Annotated in this window: 20 protein-coding genes; 7 read left to right on the forward strand and 13 right to left on the reverse strand. The window is 37.3% G+C overall.

The window, feature by feature from the left end:
• Window positions 1–67: 67 nt before the first annotated feature.
• The 9 genes from mgtE to kdsC form a co-directional block, all read right to left on the reverse strand.
• Window positions 68–1,429, reverse strand: a complete 1,362-nt coding sequence (gene mgtE, locus MT391_RS02160) for a magnesium transporter (protein ID WP_166371016.1) — start codon at window positions 1,427–1,429, stop codon at window positions 68–70.
• A gap of 15 nt (window positions 1,430–1,444) precedes the next feature.
• Window positions 1,445–1,720, reverse strand: a complete 276-nt coding sequence (locus tag MT391_RS02165; RefSeq protein ID WP_028867492.1) for an HPr family phosphocarrier protein — start codon at window positions 1,718–1,720, stop codon at window positions 1,445–1,447.
• Between the two features lie 6 nt (window positions 1,721–1,726).
• Window positions 1,727–2,569, reverse strand: coding sequence for an RNase adapter RapZ (gene rapZ / locus MT391_RS02170; protein WP_166371014.1), 843 nt, complete (start codon window positions 2,567–2,569; stop codon window positions 1,727–1,729).
• Window positions 2,570–2,585: 16 nt separating this feature from the next.
• Window positions 2,586–3,029 carry a PTS IIA-like nitrogen regulatory protein PtsN gene (ptsN, locus tag MT391_RS02175; protein ID WP_166371012.1) on the reverse strand — a complete coding sequence of 148 codons (444 nt, stop codon included), beginning with the start codon at window positions 3,027–3,029 and terminating at the stop codon, window positions 2,586–2,588.
• Between the two features lie 94 nt (window positions 3,030–3,123).
• Window positions 3,124–4,569: an RNA polymerase factor sigma-54 gene (locus MT391_RS02180; RefSeq protein ID WP_166371010.1), complete on the reverse strand. Its 1,446-nt coding sequence runs from the start codon at window positions 4,567–4,569 to the stop codon at window positions 3,124–3,126.
• Between the two features lie 49 nt (window positions 4,570–4,618).
• The gene (gene lptB, locus MT391_RS02185; protein WP_499496778.1) at window positions 4,619–5,344 is read right to left on the reverse strand and encodes an LPS export ABC transporter ATP-binding protein; all 726 of its coding nucleotides are present in this window, start codon (window positions 5,342–5,344) and stop codon (window positions 4,619–4,621) included.
• Window positions 5,345–5,346: 2 nt separating this feature from the next.
• Window positions 5,347–5,907 (reverse strand): lipopolysaccharide transport periplasmic protein LptA, encoded by a 561-nt coding sequence (gene lptA, locus MT391_RS02190; RefSeq protein WP_499496779.1) that lies wholly within the window; start codon window positions 5,905–5,907, stop codon window positions 5,347–5,349.
• Entirely contained in the window at window positions 5,894–6,457 is a 564-nt protein-coding gene (gene lptC, locus MT391_RS02195; RefSeq protein ID WP_499496780.1) for an LPS export ABC transporter periplasmic protein LptC, read from the reverse strand. The genes lptA and lptC overlap by 14 nt, the downstream gene beginning before the upstream one ends.
• Window positions 6,458–7,006 carry a 3-deoxy-manno-octulosonate-8-phosphatase KdsC gene (gene kdsC / locus MT391_RS02200; protein WP_499496781.1) on the reverse strand — a complete coding sequence of 183 codons (549 nt, stop codon included), beginning with the start codon at window positions 7,004–7,006 and terminating at the stop codon, window positions 6,458–6,460.
• A gap of 370 nt (window positions 7,007–7,376) precedes the next feature.
• Here kdsC and MT391_RS02205 point away from each other — a divergent pair, with 370 nt between their 5' ends.
• Genes MT391_RS02205 through murA form a run of 7 tightly spaced genes read left to right on the forward strand, consistent with a single transcriptional unit; the run spans window position 7,377 to window position 11,851 of the window.
• Window positions 7,377–8,183, forward strand: coding sequence for an ATP-binding cassette domain-containing protein (locus tag MT391_RS02205; protein WP_499496782.1), 807 nt, complete (start codon window positions 7,377–7,379; stop codon window positions 8,181–8,183).
• A complete protein-coding gene (gene mlaE / locus MT391_RS02210; protein ID WP_166370998.1) occupies window positions 8,183–8,971 on the forward strand; it encodes a lipid asymmetry maintenance ABC transporter permease subunit MlaE in 789 nt (262 codons plus the stop codon). The genes MT391_RS02205 and mlaE overlap by 1 nt, the downstream gene beginning before the upstream one ends.
• Window position 8,972: 1 nt before the next feature.
• Window positions 8,973–9,446, forward strand: a complete 474-nt coding sequence (gene mlaD, locus MT391_RS02215) for an outer membrane lipid asymmetry maintenance protein MlaD (protein WP_166370996.1) — start codon at window positions 8,973–8,975, stop codon at window positions 9,444–9,446.
• Window positions 9,446–10,066: an MlaC/ttg2D family ABC transporter substrate-binding protein gene (locus MT391_RS02220; RefSeq protein WP_166370994.1), complete on the forward strand. Its 621-nt coding sequence runs from the start codon at window positions 9,446–9,448 to the stop codon at window positions 10,064–10,066. Before mlaD ends, MT391_RS02220 begins: the two co-directional genes overlap by 1 nt.
• A complete protein-coding gene (locus MT391_RS02225; RefSeq protein ID WP_166370992.1) occupies window positions 10,063–10,314 on the forward strand; it encodes an STAS domain-containing protein in 252 nt (83 codons plus the stop codon). Before MT391_RS02220 ends, MT391_RS02225 begins: the two co-directional genes overlap by 4 nt.
• Before the next feature lie 9 nt (window positions 10,315–10,323).
• Window positions 10,324–10,572: a BolA family protein gene (locus MT391_RS02230; protein ID WP_166370990.1), complete on the forward strand. Its 249-nt coding sequence runs from the start codon at window positions 10,324–10,326 to the stop codon at window positions 10,570–10,572.
• Between the two features lie 19 nt (window positions 10,573–10,591).
• Window positions 10,592–11,851 carry a UDP-N-acetylglucosamine 1-carboxyvinyltransferase gene (murA, locus tag MT391_RS02235; protein ID WP_166370988.1) on the forward strand — a complete coding sequence of 420 codons (1,260 nt, stop codon included), beginning with the start codon at window positions 10,592–10,594 and terminating at the stop codon, window positions 11,849–11,851.
• Between the two features lie 131 nt (window positions 11,852–11,982).
• Here murA and MT391_RS02240 read toward each other — a convergent pair whose 3' ends face one another.
• The 4 genes from MT391_RS02240 to MT391_RS02255 all read right to left on the reverse strand — a co-directional run bounded on the left by MT391_RS02240 (window position 11,983) and on the right by MT391_RS02255 (window position 16,381).
• Entirely contained in the window at window positions 11,983–12,114 is a 132-nt protein-coding gene (locus tag MT391_RS02240; RefSeq protein ID WP_499496783.1) for a hypothetical protein, read from the reverse strand.
• Window positions 12,115–12,159: 45 nt separating this feature from the next.
• Window positions 12,160–13,224, reverse strand: a complete 1,065-nt coding sequence (gene degS / locus MT391_RS02245) for an outer membrane-stress sensor serine endopeptidase DegS (protein ID WP_499496784.1) — start codon at window positions 13,222–13,224, stop codon at window positions 12,160–12,162.
• Window positions 13,225–13,400: 176 nt separating this feature from the next.
• On the reverse strand, window positions 13,401–14,810 hold the full coding sequence (gene pykF / locus MT391_RS02250; RefSeq protein ID WP_166370982.1) for a pyruvate kinase PykF: 1,410 nt from the start codon (window positions 14,808–14,810) through the stop codon (window positions 13,401–13,403).
• A 224-nt stretch (window positions 14,811–15,034) separates the two neighbouring features.
• Window positions 15,035–16,381, reverse strand: coding sequence for a DegQ family serine endoprotease (locus MT391_RS02255; RefSeq protein ID WP_166370980.1), 1,347 nt, complete (start codon window positions 16,379–16,381; stop codon window positions 15,035–15,037).
• Between the last annotated feature and the right edge of the window lie 69 nt (window positions 16,382–16,450).

Raw genomic sequence — 16,450 nt, forward strand, 5'->3', positions numbered from 1 at the left:
AAAAAAGTAAATGGTTGTTTATTTCTGCTAAAATTTTGAAGCTATATCGAATCTTTAAAAAATAGGACTAGTGGCGTAATACTAATGTAGCCATTCCTAAGAATGAGAATAGACCAATAACATCCGTTACCGTTGTTAATGCCATACCACCCGCTAATGCAGGGTCTATTTTATATTTATGCATCAATAGCGGAATACATACGCCCGCAACACCTGCAATTGAAAGATTGATGAACATCGCGCCAGCAATAATATAACCAACTTGCATATCACCTTTCCATAGAACAACCGCAGTAGCTACTAACACTGCCCAAATCATACCATTTAATAGGCCAATGGCGGCTTCTTTACCAATTAACCAGCGCGTATTACTACTACTTATGTGTCCAACGGCAATGCCGCGTATGACTAAGGCTAAGGTTTGATTACCGGCAATACCGCCCATACTAGGAACAATGGTCATTAATACAGCAAGTGTTGCTACTTGCTCTAAAGTGGCTTCAAACATATTGGAAACAGAAGCGGCGATAAAAGCGGCAATCAAGTTAACTGATAACCAAACCGTACGACGTTTAGCACTGGGTAAAATGGGAGCGAAGGTATCTTCATCGTCATCCATACCCGCCATACCCATCATTGAATGTTCTGCATTCTCTCGAATGATATCAACGACATCATCGATGGTAATACGACCTAGCAGTTGCTTATTATTATCGATAACGGGCGCTGAAATCCAATCATGCCGTTCAAATAGTTTTGCTATTTCATTTTCTTCCATTAACACTTGTAGTGGTTCAGTGTCATGATTCATTACATCACTGATAATAGAGGTAGGCTCTACAGTTAATAAGGTCGATAAGGAAACATCACCGAGTAATTTGTTATCAGTGTCGACTACGTACAAGGCATCCGTAGTATCTGGAAGTGAACCTTTTAAACGTAAATAGCGTAAAACCACTTCTATAGTGACATCGGGACGAACGGTTACCGTATCGGTATTCATCATTGAACCGGCGGTATCTTCTGGAAAGGCCAGAGCTAATTCGACTCGTTGTCTATCTTGCGCATCCATTTGCTCTAATACAGCACGGTAAACTGTATCGGGAATACCACGAAGGACATAGGCTAAGCCATCGGTTTCCATACCTTCAGTCGCTGCGACTAGATTATCGGTGCCCATTAAATTAATGATGCCATCTTTTGCATCTTCGTTTAATTCTTCGAGGATTTCCCCGTGTTGATCATGGTCTGTTAGATTCCATAATACTTTACGGTTAGCAGGGGGAGAGGACTCTAATAGAAAGGCAACATCACAGGCTGGCATTTTGTCCAAAATACTACGTGCTCGGACAAACATTCCACTATCGAGTGCTTTATTAACTTCTTTAAGTCGTAGCTGGGTATTATCAACCTTAGTGTTTTCCAGCATACGAACTCCTTTTTATTATTCTTCTTCTAAGAACTTATTTTCAATGAGTTCTGTGACGGCTTGCATCGCTTGTTTTGCTTCTGGGCCTTTCGCTTCAATTTCAATTTCTTGACCAAAACACGTTTCTAATACTAATAATCCTAAAACACTACCAGCATCAGCTTGTTTACCATTATGAGTGATGATAATTTGCGCATCAAAAGCGTTGACGAGTTCAACTAATTTGATGGTTGCTCGAGTGTGCAGACCTAATTTATTTTGTATTGTAATTGTTTGCTTAATGATATCCAACAGGAATTACTCCTTTAAACATTTATGTTCAATTTGTACTTGGTATTTGTGTTTGAAACGGGCTGCTATTTGCTCTGTAACATAAACTGAACGGTGTCTACCACCGGTACAACCGATAGCGATTGTTACATAGTTTCTATTGTTTTGTTCTAAATGTGGTAACCAAGTAAGAAACAAGTTTTCTATATTCGTGATTGTTTCTTTGACTAAAGGAAATGTATTCAAATAATCTTGGATCAGTTTGTCCTTGCCAGAATATTGTTTTAAATTCTTTTCCCAGTAAGGGTTAGGCAGAAAACGGACATCAAAAATATAATCAGCGTCTTCAGGGTGTAAGTGTTTAAACCCAAAAGATTGAAAAATCACTAATACATTGCTTTTACTAGAGCCTTGCAAGTAAATCTTAAGGTGTTCATTTAAGTTGTGGACGGAGAGCGAGGTGGTATCAATTGAAAAAGCGGCCAATGCTTTTAAAGGAGCAAGCATTTCATTTTCTAACTCTAAGGCCTGAGATAAAGATAACTTTTGTTTAGACAGTGGGTGTAAACGTCGAGTTTCGCTATAACGTCTAATTAACTCACTGGTTAATGCGTCGATATAGATAATTTCTAATTCGACTTTTTGTTGCAGTGATTCAATCAGTTTTTTTATCGCATCAACGTCAGAGGGCATATTGCGGATGTCTAAACTGACTGCTACTTTGTTATCTTTAGGAGCTACCGTATCAACTAATTGTTCTAATAATTGATACGGGACCCCATCAATGCAGTTGTAACCTAAATCTTCCAGGACATGGAGGGCAATTGTTTTTCCTGAGCCTGACCGACCACTAATAACAATTAACTTCATATGTTCTCCTAAAATTTTATAGGGTTAATAACTCAAATAACTCTTCATTAGTCTTTGCGCAACGTAATTGACGCAGAAATTGCTTATCTAATAGCTTTTGGCTTATTTCTGACAGCGCAGCAAGGTATTCTTTACACAGATCCTCAGGAACAAATATAGCAAATAATATATCTACTTTGTTACCATCATATGAATCATAATCGATACCTGATTCACATTGCAAAAATACAGCTGTCGCAGGGGAGTCGCTAGATATTTTAACATGAGGGAGAGCAATGCCAGAACCTACACCAGTAGAGCCAATTTTTTCGCGGGCAATTAAACTTTCGAATAATTCCTGAGCATCTAAATTTAATTGTTGTGCAGCAATAATACTGATTTTTTCTAATGCACCTTTTTTACTGGTGCATGCCGTTTGGCAGAAGACTGAATCTTTATTTAATAAAGTAGATATTTTCATAATATATTTAACTGTATTTAACGAACGCGCGAGTTTAGCAGGTTAGTATTAAATGACTATAGTTAATCTCATTTTTATTTGCATTGCTCACTATTTAAAGTAATTGTTTACGTTGGTTAGAAGGCGGAATACCTAAAGATTCGCGGTATTTTGCAATGGTGCGCCGTGCAACCTGAATACCTTTTTCTTCCAGTAATTGTGTTATTTTATTATCACTTAAGGGTTTATTTGTCGGCTCTGCTGCGACTAATTTTTTAATTAATGCACGAATTGCCGTTGATGAACATTCGCCACCACCATCTGTTGCAACATGACTTGAAAAGAAAAATTTTAATTCATAAATACCGCGAGGTGTGTGCATAAATTTTTGTGTTGTCACTCGGGATATAGTCGATTCATGCATTTCTACTTCAAAGGCAACATCATTTAATACCATAGGTTTCATGGATTCATCGCCATATTCGAAAAAGGCTTGTTGCTGTTGAACAATACAGTTAGATACTTTTAACAAAGTTTCGTTACGGCTTTCTAAGCTCTTAATAAACCATTTTGCTTCTTGTAAATGACCTTTGATAAATTGTGAATCTGTTTTACTGATATTACCTTTACAAAGGCTAGCATATTGTTCATTTATAGATAAGTTAGGGTCACAATCTTGATTTAATGAAACACGCCACTGGCCGTTAATTTTCTTAACATAAACATCAGGCACTATATATTGCGTTTCACTGGTTTCAATACTGTTACCAGGCCTCGGTTCTAGGCTCTGAATTAAGCGCATTATTTCAGATAGTTGGCTTTCTTTGAATTTGCTTTTTCTGGCTAATGTTCGATAGTCTCGATTACCGAGTAACTCCATATATAGCTCAAGAATTAAAATAGCTTCTTCACGCCAAGGAGTGGTAACGGGTAATTGGCGTAGTTGAATTTGCAAGCATTCTTGTGTTGAACGTGCGGCAACGCCTAGCGGGTCAAAATGTTGAATGCGCTTTAATACAACTTCAACTTCATCCAACTCTAAGCCTTCAAGATCTGCTTCTAAACTTTCTAAAATACTGTCACAACTTGTCGTTAAATAACCGGATTCATCAATTGAATCAATAATCGCCATGGCAATGACTTGGTCGGTTTCAGTAAAGGGAGTGAGTTGCATTTGCCATAACAAGTGATCCTGTAATGAAGTTGAGGACTCACCTTGGTAAACGGAATCTTCACCATCATAGGCTACAGCATTGGAGCTAGTGCCTGTAATAGGTGTTGACGTGTAAGACTCTTCCCACTCTTTTTCTGCCGGTAAATCATCGGAAAATTCTTGTTGTGAGATAGCGTCAGAAGTATCAAGTTGGCTACTGTCAGATTCTTTGACTGTTTCTTCTGAGCCCGTTTGATCGTCTTGTTCTAAAAGAGGATTGGAATCTAGCGCGTTTTGAATCTCTTGTTGTAGATCGAGTGTTGAAAGCTGCAACAATTTTATTGCTTGTTGTAATTGAGGGGTCATCGCTAATTGCTGACCCATTTTCAATTGTAAACCTTGTTTCATCAAAACATATATTCCTAGAACTTATTGCTCAATTAAAAATAACTATACCTTAAAGTTTAAATTGTTCACCTAGATAAACGCGTTTTACATGATCGTTTGCTAATATTTCGTCTTGCGTCCCAATAGCTATAATTTCTCCGTGACTTACGATATAAGAGTGCTCACACACATCCAAGGTTTCACGTACATTATGATCTGTAATTAATACACCTAACCCACGGTCTCGCAACTGTTGGATAATATTCTTAATATCAATAACCGAAATAGGATCGACACCAGCAAAGGGTTCATCGAGTAAAATAAATTTGGGTTCAGTAGCCAGTGCACGTGCAATTTCAACACGGCGTCGTTCGCCACCTGATAAGCTCATGCCTTTATTATCTCGAATATGAGTAATATGAAACTCTTCGAGTAGCGTATTCAATTTATCGTCTCGCTCAGCCTGCGTTAATTCTTTACGGGTTTGCAGAATACCCATGATATTTTCTGTCACAGTTAAACGACGAAAGATAGAAGCTTCCTGTGGTAAATAACCAATGCCTTTTTGCGCGCGAATATGCATAGGATCACTGGATATATCTTGATCATCAATGATAATAGAGCCTTGATCTTGTTTCACTAAGCCAACAACCATATAAAATGAGGTGGTCTTACCTGCACCGTTAGGCCCTAATAACCCTACGATTTCACCTGTTTTAACCGTTAACCCTACACCGTTAACAACAGTTCGGCCTTTATAGCTTTTTACTAATCCCGTCGCACGTAATTCAGCCATCGTTATTTTTCCTCTTCTATTGTTTTTGGTGTAGAGGAATTAGATGACTTTTTAGTTTTATCTTTTTCAAATTGAGCGGGTAAAAAAACTGTTTGAACCCGTTCTTGTTTTGCTTTATCGGTGCTGACATTAAGTTCTTGAGATTCTAAAAAATAAACAATTTTAGCGCCATTAATTTGGCTATCTAGTTGTTTTACCTGCGCATTTTTAGTCAAGGTTATGGTGCCTTTCGCGACATCATAGAGAATATGTTTTGCTTGAGCATCTAGGGGTTTTCCATCATCCTGCGTTTGATGAAAAGTAGCCACATTACCTTCTGCTATCATCGTTTCATGGTTAGGTTTATTACCACGCACAACAGTAAGCTTATCGGCTGTAATTTTAATCGAGCCTTGTGTGAGTAAAACTTCATCTGTGAAAATGACAGTATTGCTCTTCATGTTTGCATGCTGTTTTACCGATGAAACATGGATCGCTTGATCAAAATCAGACTCTAATGCCAGTGCGCTTGCACTGAACAATGTGATAGTAATAAGTGAAACTGCTAATTTATTTAGATTCATTAAAATATACCGCTTTTGTATTCGAATTAAGTGTCATTTCTTCTGTTTCCATCGATGCCCACATTCCAACCCCTTGTTGGCGCATTTGTGGCCCAGTCCAGTCGACTTGTAATGGCGTGGTGATAATTTTACTATCTAGCATTACCGTGGCTTCATCGGTAGACATTGTTTGTACAATCTGATCTTTACTTAAGTTTTCAATCAATACTTTACCTGAAAGTACTAATTTATATTTATCCGTTAACGTACCCTTTAGGCTTGTTAATTGCCATGTAGAAACGACACCAGTTTGTATGTTTTTGTTATAAACGACTACTTTAGGCGACTCAAAGTGAGTTGACTCATCTTCCGAATAGTTAGTCATTTTATCTGCAAAAACACGATAATCATTGAACCCTAGTGGATCATAATGCTGGCTTGTAACATCATCGGCGATATAACTTGGATGGTGTTCAGGTAATGAGGGCACCTCTATTTCTGGTTTAATATACACCCAAAATACAAAGGCGACGATTAAAGCAATAAAAGGAATGCTTTGACGTTTATTCATTTATTCACTTTTACCTTGCGTCATAGATAGTTGACCATGGCATTGTAGGAATAGGTCACATATTTCACGTACCGCACCAAATCCGCCTTTAGTCGTTGTCACTAAATCTGCCTGCTGAATCACCAACGGGTGAGCATCATTGACAGCAACACCTAATCCAGAAAGTACCATGACAGGCAAATCCACAACATCATCGCCGATATAGGCCGTTTGCTCAGGTGTTAATAGTAATTGTTCAAGTAATGACTGATAAACCGTTAACTTGTCATCTTTACCTTGAAAAATATGTTTAATACCCAATGCCGTCATTCTATTTTTTACGATGTTAGATTCTCTGCCTGTAATAATGGCAACATCAATACCTTGTTGCATGATCGCTTTTAATCCAAAACCATCTTTTGTATGAAATGCTTTTAATTCTTCGCCGTCATTTCCCATATAAATCCGACCATCTGAAAAAACACCATCTACATCACAAACAAAAAGTTTTATTTTTTGTGCTCGTTGAAAATTAGTTGTGCTGATTTTTCCATAGGGTGTATCGATCATTTATAGGCTCTTTTTTAAATAGGTGGTGATTTAAGGGTAAAAATATCAAAATGTGTACATTAAGGCGAGCATTGTTTACTTGAGTATTTAACTGTCATCATAACAAGACTGCTTATTATTAAATAGCGTAAACAATACTAATACTTAGATTATTTAGTTAATTTACTGACTAAGTGAATAATGAAAACAAAGAACAGCCTATGATAATTGAAAATAACCGCTATTCTTCGACTAATTTTTGCTTATTTAGAACTTTATGGGGTAAATTCGCTCTAAATTGATACTTTACTGACTTTATCGTCGATTATTAATTGCCTTTCTTGTCTGAATTATTAGACTGAGCTTTCGTTTCCTTAGAGAAAATGTATTCATGCCAACATCACACATTGTTATTAATCAACTTAGTTTCTCGCGCCAGCAAAAGAAAATATTTGATAACCTCGATATGCAATTTGAACGAGGTAAAATTACTGCCGTGCTTGGGCCAAGTGGAATAGGTAAAACTACCCTATTAAAATTAATCGGTGGACAGATTCCCGCGGACAATGGCGAGGTCATTTTTAATGGCACATCTATTCACCAATGCTCGCAAAAAGCGCTTTATGAAGTTAGAAAAAAAATGGGCATGTTATTTCAAAGCGGTGCTTTATTTAATGATCTAACGGTATTTGAAAATGTCGCTTTTCCGCTACGAGAACATACTCAGTTAGACGAAAAGCTCTTAACAACATTAGTGTTAATGAAATTGAATGCGGTCGGTTTACGTGGCGCAAAGGATCTACATCCTTCGCAATTATCAGGAGGGATGGCAAGGCGTATTGCGTTAGCACGTGCGATTGCACTGGATCCTGAAGTGGTCATGTATGATGAACCTTTTACTGGCCAAGATCCTATTTCAATGAATGTATTATTGAAACTAGTTAAACAACTTAATGATACCTTAGGTTTGACTTCTATTATTGTTTCCCATGATGTCAATGAGGTACTTTCAATTGCCGACAATGTGTATGTATTTGCAGAGAAAAAAATCATCGCTGAAGGCTCTGTCGAGGAAGTGTTAGCGCAAAAAGATAATGCATTATTACAACAATTTTTAGCCGGTGCAGTGCAAGGTCCTGTTCCATTTCATATGCCTGCTGATGATTACCAAGCAGACTTAGAAAAGGCGAATTTATAATGCTACAAGGGGGACTGCAATTGTTACAAAATATTGGTGCATTTACTTTACAACAAATCGAGGGTGCCGGGAAATCAGCGTTGATGTTTTATCGTACGTTGTTTACTAAACCTCATCCTAAATTATTTAGTTTGTTTATTAATCAACTATATCATTTAGGTATTTTATCCTTGCCTATTATTGTTACAGCTGGCTTGTTTATTGGTATGGTGCTGAGTTTACAAGGTTATTATGTTTTAGTGGATTATGCAGCGGAAGAAAGTTTAGGCAGTATGGTCGCGCTATCATTATTACGCGAATTAGGGCCTGTGGTTGCAGCATTGTTATTTGCGGGAAGAGCTGGATCTGCGTTAACTGCTGAAATTGGCCTTATGCAAAGTACAGAGCAAATTGCGAGCATGGAAATGATGGCGGTGTCGCCATTAAAACGTGTTATTGCACCTCGACTCATTGCTGGTGTGGTGGCATTACCTTTATTAACACTTATTTTTAATGTGGTGGCTATTTGGGGCGGATATTTAATTGGTGTGAGCTGGATGGGAATAGATGGTGGTGCTTTCTGGTCTGTAATGGAAGGCAGTGTTAATTTCGGTCCCGACGTGCTCAATGGTATAATCAAAAGTCTGATCTTTGCTGTTATTGTTACTTGGGTTGCTTTATTTAATGGCTTTCACGTTATCCCTAATGCACAGGGCATTAGTAGAGCAACCACAAAAACCGTGGTGTTAGCTTCATTACTCGTTTTAGGAATGGATTTTTTACTAACTGTTATTATGTTTGGAGGCTAAAATGCCACAGAAAAAATTAGAAATATGGGTCGGATTATTTGTTGTTGCAGCGATAGCCTCTTTTGTCGTGTTAGCATTTAGTGTTGCAGGACTATCATTTAAAGGTGAAGGTAATAGTTATACGTTACAAGCTAATTTTAATAATGTCGGTGGGTTGAAACCTCGTGCACCGGTTAAATTAGGTGGTGTTGTTGTTGGCCGTGTGGAATCTATTACCTTAGATAAAGAGTCTTATACACCGCTAGTGACACTTTCAATGTTTGAAAAACAAGGTTTTTATCCTGAAACTTCTTCACTTGCCATTTTAACCTCTGGTTTATTAGGTGAGCAATATGTCGGTATTAAACCTGGTTTTATCGATGACGGTATTGAAATGTTAGCCAACGGTGACATGGTTGAAGATACTAAGTCTGCATTGGTGCTTGAAGACCTAATTGGGCAGTTTATTTACTCTATTAATAATAAGGACGACTAATGCGTTTATTTATTTATGTTTTTGCATTTTTATATTCTCTATCATTTTCACTGATCGCAAGTGAGAGTGACATTACCAACCCTAATCAAGTACTACATTCAGTCTCAACAACCACTTTTAAGCGCTTAAACGATGAAAAAAGCCGCTTACAGAGTGAGCCTGAATATATTAAAGTGATCATTAAAGAGGAACTTATCCCTTTCTTTGATTACAAATACACTGCCTATAGTGTGGTAGGGCCTAATTTAAAAAATACCACCCCTGAACAGCGTGAACAATTTGTAGATGCTTTTCTTGCATATTTAATCAATGCTTATGGACACATATTAGGTAAATACGAGCAACAATCACTGTTGATACTTGATATTAATAACTTTAAGGGTAAGAAAATTGTCAGTATTCCTGTTAGAATGACCGACAATAATGGACAAGTAACGCAATTAGATTTTAAATTGCGTAACAATTCAAAAACAGGTGAATGGAAAGTTTTTGATGTGATTGCGGAAGGTGTCAGCATGTTAGATACCAAAAAATCTGAATTACGACCATTGATCCAGAAACAAGGGATTGATGAAGTGATCAAACTACTATTAGAGAAAAATAGTGAGTTTGTATCATGAGCAACGACCTGTTGCTTAGTCTAGATTTATTGCTCGCTAATTTAAGTGAGCAAACTTACCCTGCGATAGAGACTTACCAAACGGTTAATAATGTCGATTTATCTCAAATAAATAAAATTGATTCCGCTGGTGTCGCTTACTTAGTGCAAATTAAAACCAAATACCCTGCGCTGAAGTTGATTAATGCTTCGGACAAATTACGCATTCTCGCTGAGCTTTATGGTGTAGAAAACCTTTTTGAAAAATAGTGGTTTATTATGAATACAGAAACAATTAAAGAGAAATTGGAGCAAGCTTTAACATTAGATGTTTGTATTGTTAAAGGGGAAAGTGGCACTTTTCAAGTGATCGCAGTAAGTGAGATGTTTATTGACATGAGTCGTGTTAAAAAACAACAAACAATTTATGCTCATTTAGCGGATGATATTGCTACTAATGCAATTCATGCGTTAACCATTAAAGCATTAACGCCAGATGAGTGGCAAAAACAAAAACATTTTATTTAGTAGGTTAATAAGGATTTTCATGGGTCAATTTATTATTCAAGGTGGCTGCCAGTTAAATGGCGAGGTAACTATTTCTGGGGCAAAAAATGCCGCATTACCAATCCTATTTGCTACTTTATTATCTGAAGGTGATATTACATTAAGTAATGTACCTCTATTAAAAGATATCTCTACAACGCTTGAGTTGTTGCAAGAACTTGGTGCAACCACACAACAGGATAAGCACACTGTAAAAATTAATGCTAAAGGCGTTAAAAATTACACCGCTTCTTATGAGTTAGTAAGAAGTATGCGCGCTTCTATTTTAGCATTAGGACCATTGGTTGCGCGTTTTGGTGAAGCAGATATCTCGCTACCTGGTGGTTGTGCAATTGGTGCTCGCCCTGTGAATCTACATATTCACGGTTTAGAGCAAATGGGTGCCACAATCAAAGTTGAAGACGGCTTTATTAAAGCACGTGTTGACGGTCGTTTAAAAGGTTGTCATTTATACATGGACCTAGTGAGCGTAACAGGTACGGGCAACTTAATGATGGCTGCTGCGTTAGCCGAAGGTGTTACTACCATTGAAAATGCAGCGAAAGAGCCAGAAATTGTTGATCTTGCTAATTTCATTAATGGTATGGGTGGTAAAATATCAGGTGCTGGTACTGATACCATTACTATTGAAGGTGTTGAGACTCTAGGTGACTGCACTTATCAAGTACAACCTGACCGCATTGAAACCGGTACCTTTTTAGTTGCTGGTGTAGTGAGTGGCGGTAAAGTACGTTGTGTCAAAACTGATCCTCAGCTATTAACCGCTGTTCTGTCTAAGCTTGAAGAAGCAGGTGCATTAGTGACAACCGGTGATGACTGGATTGAAGTTGATATGACTGGTCGTACTTTAAAATCAGTTAATATTACGACTGCTCCACATCCTGCGTTCCCAACGGATATGCAAGCACAATTTACGCTACTTAATACGGTTGCACCAGGCACAGGTCGTATCAAAGAAAATATCTTTGAAAACCGCTTTATGCACGTACCTGAATTAATTCGTATGGGCGCTAATATCGAGCTAGATGGCAATTTAGCTATTTGTGGTGATAATGATAAGTTAAGCGGGGCAATCGTTATGGCAACTGATTTACGGGCATCTGCTAGCCTTGTTATTGCTGGTTTAATTGCACAGGGCGAAACAATTGTTGATGAAATTTATCATATAGACCGTGGCTATGAAGCGATTGAAGATAAATTGATTCCATTGGGCGCAAAAATGCGTCGTGTAGAGTCTTAATTGATATAGCGTATTCTCGCTATTGATGAGACAGATAAAAAAGAAAGCTAAGGCTTTCTTTTTATTATCTAATTTTTACGAATAATGGATCATGCTTGGGCTTTATTAACAGAATGAAGTAGCTAATTTGGCTACTTTAGTACTGAAATTGTCGTAGCTGTTTTACTTGTTTTAGTCAGTGAAGGTGTTGTAGTTGCTTTGGTTGTTTTAGTTGCCGTAGATTCTTTAGCTGCTTTGGTTATTTTAGTGAATATAGTTGTCATAGCTGCTTATGCCTGATCTAAAATCAGACAGATTATTGATAGCTTTTATTGTTGTAATTCACCAATCATGACATCAAGGACTTGTTCTTTACCCTCTCTTAAGATTGTTATTTTTGTTGCAGAGCCAGGTTTAATTTTAGCTATTTTATCCATCGTTACAATTAAGTTAATTGCATCTTTATCATCAATTTTTAGAATAATGTCATTCTTTTGCATGCCGGCTTTTTGTGCTGGTCCGTTGTCGATTATTTTTTTAACTATAATACTATTTTTAGCCTCTAGCCCCCATAAGCGAGCTAGTAAAGGATCTAAATTCTCCGCTTCAATGCCTAATGAACCACGAATTACTCGGCCATCTTGAATTAGACTCTGCATTACAAATTTTACTAGACGGTAGGGGATTGCAAAGCTAATACCGTAAGTCACATTACGTGTACCTGTGTAAAATTCTGACGTATTAATACCAACCAGTTCTCCGTAACTATTAATCAATGCACCACCGGAATTGCCTTCATTAATCGCAGCGTCGGTTTGAATAAAGTCTTGTCGTCCTGTGCTGCTCATTCCGCTGCGACCAGTTGCACTGATCACGCCTTGAGTAATGGTTTGGCCAAGATTGTAAGGATTACCAATAGCTAAGACTAGATCTCCAATTTCTGCAATATAATCAGAATTTTGTGGGATCACTGGAAGGTTGTTTGCTTCAATTTGTAATACTGCTAGGTCAGTGATCACATCACTACCAATGACATTAGCCGTGAATAAGCGACCGTCCTGTAAAGCAATTAAGATTTGATCTGCCTCTGCGATAACATGGTGATTAGTGACAATATAACCTCTCTTATCAAGGATAATGCCCGAGCCTAATCCCGTAGGTTGTAACTGTTGTTTGGATCCCACACTAGAGTCTATATATTGCTGAGAGTAAATGTTAACAACTGATGGTGCTGCTTTTTTTACTGCATCTGAGTAACTAATAAGTGCAGGTTTATAACTGCGATCATTTTCTAAGCTCTTATATATTTTTGGCCCATAAATAATCAGCGCGGCAAGAAATAACCCCCACAGAACAGGTTTAACTAGATAATTAACGTATTGTATTAGCTTCATATTTTTGACTAATGGGTAATGAATACAAAAAATGGAAGCTTAGTATATAGAAAACTATGCACAGACGGAAAATTAGTTTTTAATTAATGGGAATTTGCACAAAAAAAAACATCGCCCTGAAGCGATGTTTGATTAATTTATTTTCTTATTTCAATCGCTCAAATAGCGACTAATCATTAAGAAATAACGTGTACAGAAGAAGTATTAGTTGTACCAGAAGAAACTAGTGCACCAGTTACCATCACGACTTTATCGCCAGTAACTACTAAACCTTGCTCTTTAGCTAAATCCATACCTAATTTATAGAATTCTTCCATTGATGCCTGTTGTTCGATAACCTTTGCAGAAACACCTTTAGTTAATGCTAATTGTTGACGAGTTTTAGCATTACTAGTTAGTGCTAAAATAGGCATTGATGGGAAATATTTACGAATTGAACGTGCTGATTTACCTGCACCTGTCGCAACGATAATTAATTTAGCACCTAGTTGCTCTGCATTTTTAACTGCACCGCTACATACTGCTTCAGTAATACGAAGGTCCGCATCTTTTTCTTCTACTACTGGGTGAAGTACACTGTCAGTACGTGCACAGATAGAAGCCATAATTTCCACTGCTTCTGCAGGGTATTTACCTTTAGCTGACTCGCCTGAAAGCATTACTGCATCAGTACCATCGATAATTGCATTCGCAACATCACCAGCTTCAGCACGTGTTGGACGTGGGTTTTTGATCATTGAATCAAGCATTTGAGTTGCTGTAATAACAGGCTTACGTGCTTTATTTGCTTTCTCAATCATCATTTTTTGTGCAAAAATTACTTCTTCAACCGGAATCTCAACACCTAAATCACCACGAGCAACCATGATTGCGTCAGAAACCGCTAGGATCTCATCAAAGTTATCAACGCCTTCTTGGTTTTCAATTTTAGAGATGATTTGAATGTTTTCGCCGCCATTTGCTTTTAATAGCTCACGAATTTCTAGTACGTCTTCTTTCTTACGAATAAATGATGCTGCAATGAAATCGACATCTTGCTCACAACCAAAGATTAAATCGCCTTTATCTTTCTTAGACAATGCAGGTAGTTGAACTTTAACACCAGGTAGATTAACACCTTTGTTTTCGCCTAGCTCACCCGTATTCATTACTGTACAGATAACATTAGTATCAGTGATGCTTTTTACTGTCATTTCAATTAGACCATCGTCTAACAATACAGTGTTTCCAATAACAAGATCTTTTGTTAAGTTTTCGTAAGTTACTGCAACGATAGTGTTATCACCAACGATTGTTTGGTCTGTAGAAAGTGTGAATTCTTGACCTGCAGTTAATAATACATCATTACCGTTTTCTAATTTGACAGTACGGATTTCTGGACCTTTAGTATCTAAAAGAACAGCAACATTTTTACCAGTTTCTTCACACACTTCGCGGATACGTGTAATTCGAGTACCATGTTCGATGAAGTCACCGTGTGAAAAGTTAAGACGCATTACATTCATGCCGTTCTCAACTAGTTTTGTTAACATTTCTTTAGATTCTGATTTTGGACCTATCGTACATACAATTTTAGTTTTTCTCACCGTCTTTTCTCCAAGAGTGATTGTGCTTTTATTACTTATATTATTTATAGTTTTCTTTAATTTTCTTTTTTATTCTTTAGGGCGCGTATTTTACAAGAATTTTTTGAATAAAAAATGATTTATGATCAATAAATCTCCGTTAAGTAGATATTTATCCAAATTAAGCAGATATTTATCTAAGTTTTTGTAAATTTCTGTAAATTTATTACATTTTCTAGTTGAGCCTAGTCCAAAATAATATAAATGAGTCGGTTATTCCGCATTATATTTAATGCTCTCATATTTTGGGCTTGCTCCAGTGCAGAAACAAGTTCCGCTTGATTACTGATCGCAGTCTTATTAACCGCTATTATTTTATCATCTTCAAGTAAACCGATACGGCTTGCCATTGAGTTTTGTTTTACTTCAACTACATTAACGCCAACGACTGATTGCCCAGGTGCTATATCCTTTAAGATCGCACCTTCAAAAATAACCGGCAGGATAGGTGTTAATTTTGCTTTTGCAGTTGCTGTGTTGCCGCCTAATATAACGTTAATATTTTTATATTTATTGTCCTGAATCACGCTTAGGCTTACTTTTTTGCCTGCACTTAACGTTCCTATTTTTGCACGTAATGCTGCAAATGATTTTATAGCGGTTCCATTGATCGCGGTAATTACATCTCCTGCTTTTAAACCGGCTTTATCGGCAGCTGAATCAGGAGTGACTTGATAGATAAAGGCTCCTTTTGTTACATCTAATGAAAAGCTTTTAGCTAAATCTGGTGTCACTTCCCCCCCCTTAATACCTAGAATACCTCGACGAATTTCGCCAAACTCCAATAATTGTTGTGTGAGGTTTTTAACCATGTTTGATGGAATAGCAAAAGCAATACCAATGTTGCCGCCATTAGGACCCAAAATAGCAGTATTAATACCAATTAATTCGCCATTTAAGTTAAGTAATGCACCACCAGAATTACCGCTGTTAATGGCTGCATCTGTTTGAATGTAGTTTTCTAGGTTTTGTAAATTAAGACCACTTCGCCCTAATGCACTGACAATGCCCGAGGTAACCGTTTGCCCTAAACCAAAGGGGTTGCCGATAGCGATGGTAAAGTCACCGACCTGCAATTGGTCTGAGTTTGCAAATGTGATCGCAACTAAAGGCTGCTTACTTTTTATTTGTAATAATGCAATATCACTTTGTGGGTCTTGCCCAATCACTGTGGCTTTATATTGATGCCCTGAAGTTAGACTGATAACGATATCATCTGCATTTTCAATTACATGATAATTAGTGATGATATATCCCTGCTGTGCATCAATAATTACACCGGAACCTAATCCTGAAAATTGTTGTGGAGGGCGTTGTGGTTGTAAAAATTCTAATAACTCATTGGGTACACCTGGTGTTGCTGTGCTTTCACCAAACACTGAAATATCAACGACGGCGGGACTTACTTTTTTAATCAGCGGTGCGAGTGTAGGTAATGCTTTACCATTGATGTTATTAGGTAAGGCGGCAATGGAGTTAAAGCTAGTGATTACTAAAATCACCAATAAAAGGGAATGTTTAAAAACACGCATTGGGGCTCCTTGTAAATGATGTTCAAAGCATCTGTTATTTATTCATTATAAAAGATAATAATGATGATT

This window comes from Vibrio sp. 1-Bac 57 (assembly GCF_037546855.1).
Lineage (GTDB): Bacteria > Pseudomonadota > Gammaproteobacteria > Enterobacterales > Psychromonadaceae > Psychromonas.

Excerpts from the sequence above, each read along its gene's own strand:
- mgtE (WP_166371016.1), bottom strand. The coding sequence starts at position 1,429 with ATGCTGGAAAACACTAAGGTTGATAATACCCAGCTACGACTTAAAGAA.
- rapZ (WP_166371014.1), bottom strand. The coding sequence starts at position 2,569 with ATGAAGTTAATTGTTATTAGTGGTCGGTCAGGCTCAGGAAAAACAATT.
- ptsN (WP_166371012.1), bottom strand. The coding sequence starts at position 3,029 with ATGAAAATATCTACTTTATTAAATAAAGATTCAGTCTTCTGCCAAACG.
- MT391_RS02180 (WP_166371010.1), bottom strand. The coding sequence starts at position 4,569 with ATGAAACAAGGTTTACAATTGAAAATGGGTCAGCAATTAGCGATGACC.
- lptB (WP_499496778.1), bottom strand. The coding sequence starts at position 5,344 with ATGGCTGAATTACGTGCGACGGGATTAGTAAAAAGCTATAAAGGCCGA.
- lptA (WP_499496779.1), bottom strand. The coding sequence starts at position 5,907 with ATGAATCTAAATAAATTAGCAGTTTCACTTATTACTATCACATTGTTC.
- lptC (WP_499496780.1), bottom strand. The coding sequence starts at position 6,457 with ATGAATAAACGTCAAAGCATTCCTTTTATTGCTTTAATCGTCGCCTTT.
- kdsC (WP_499496781.1), bottom strand. The coding sequence starts at position 7,006 with ATGATCGATACACCCTATGGAAAAATCAGCACAACTAATTTTCAACGA.
- MT391_RS02205 (WP_499496782.1), top strand. The coding sequence starts at position 7,377 with ATGCCAACATCACACATTGTTATTAATCAACTTAGTTTCTCGCGCCAG.
- mlaE (WP_166370998.1), top strand. The coding sequence starts at position 8,183 with ATGCTACAAGGGGGACTGCAATTGTTACAAAATATTGGTGCATTTACT.
- mlaD (WP_166370996.1), top strand. The coding sequence starts at position 8,973 with ATGCCACAGAAAAAATTAGAAATATGGGTCGGATTATTTGTTGTTGCA.
- MT391_RS02220 (WP_166370994.1), top strand. The coding sequence starts at position 9,446 with ATGCGTTTATTTATTTATGTTTTTGCATTTTTATATTCTCTATCATTT.
- MT391_RS02225 (WP_166370992.1), top strand. The coding sequence starts at position 10,063 with ATGAGCAACGACCTGTTGCTTAGTCTAGATTTATTGCTCGCTAATTTA.
- MT391_RS02230 (WP_166370990.1), top strand. The coding sequence starts at position 10,324 with ATGAATACAGAAACAATTAAAGAGAAATTGGAGCAAGCTTTAACATTA.
- murA (WP_166370988.1), top strand. The coding sequence starts at position 10,592 with ATGGGTCAATTTATTATTCAAGGTGGCTGCCAGTTAAATGGCGAGGTA.
- MT391_RS02240 (WP_499496783.1), bottom strand. The coding sequence starts at position 12,114 with ATGACAACTATATTCACTAAAATAACCAAAGCAGCTAAAGAATCTACG.
- degS (WP_499496784.1), bottom strand. The coding sequence starts at position 13,224 with ATGAAGCTAATACAATACGTTAATTATCTAGTTAAACCTGTTCTGTGG.
- MT391_RS02255 (WP_166370980.1), bottom strand. The coding sequence starts at position 16,381 with ATGCGTGTTTTTAAACATTCCCTTTTATTGGTGATTTTAGTAATCACT.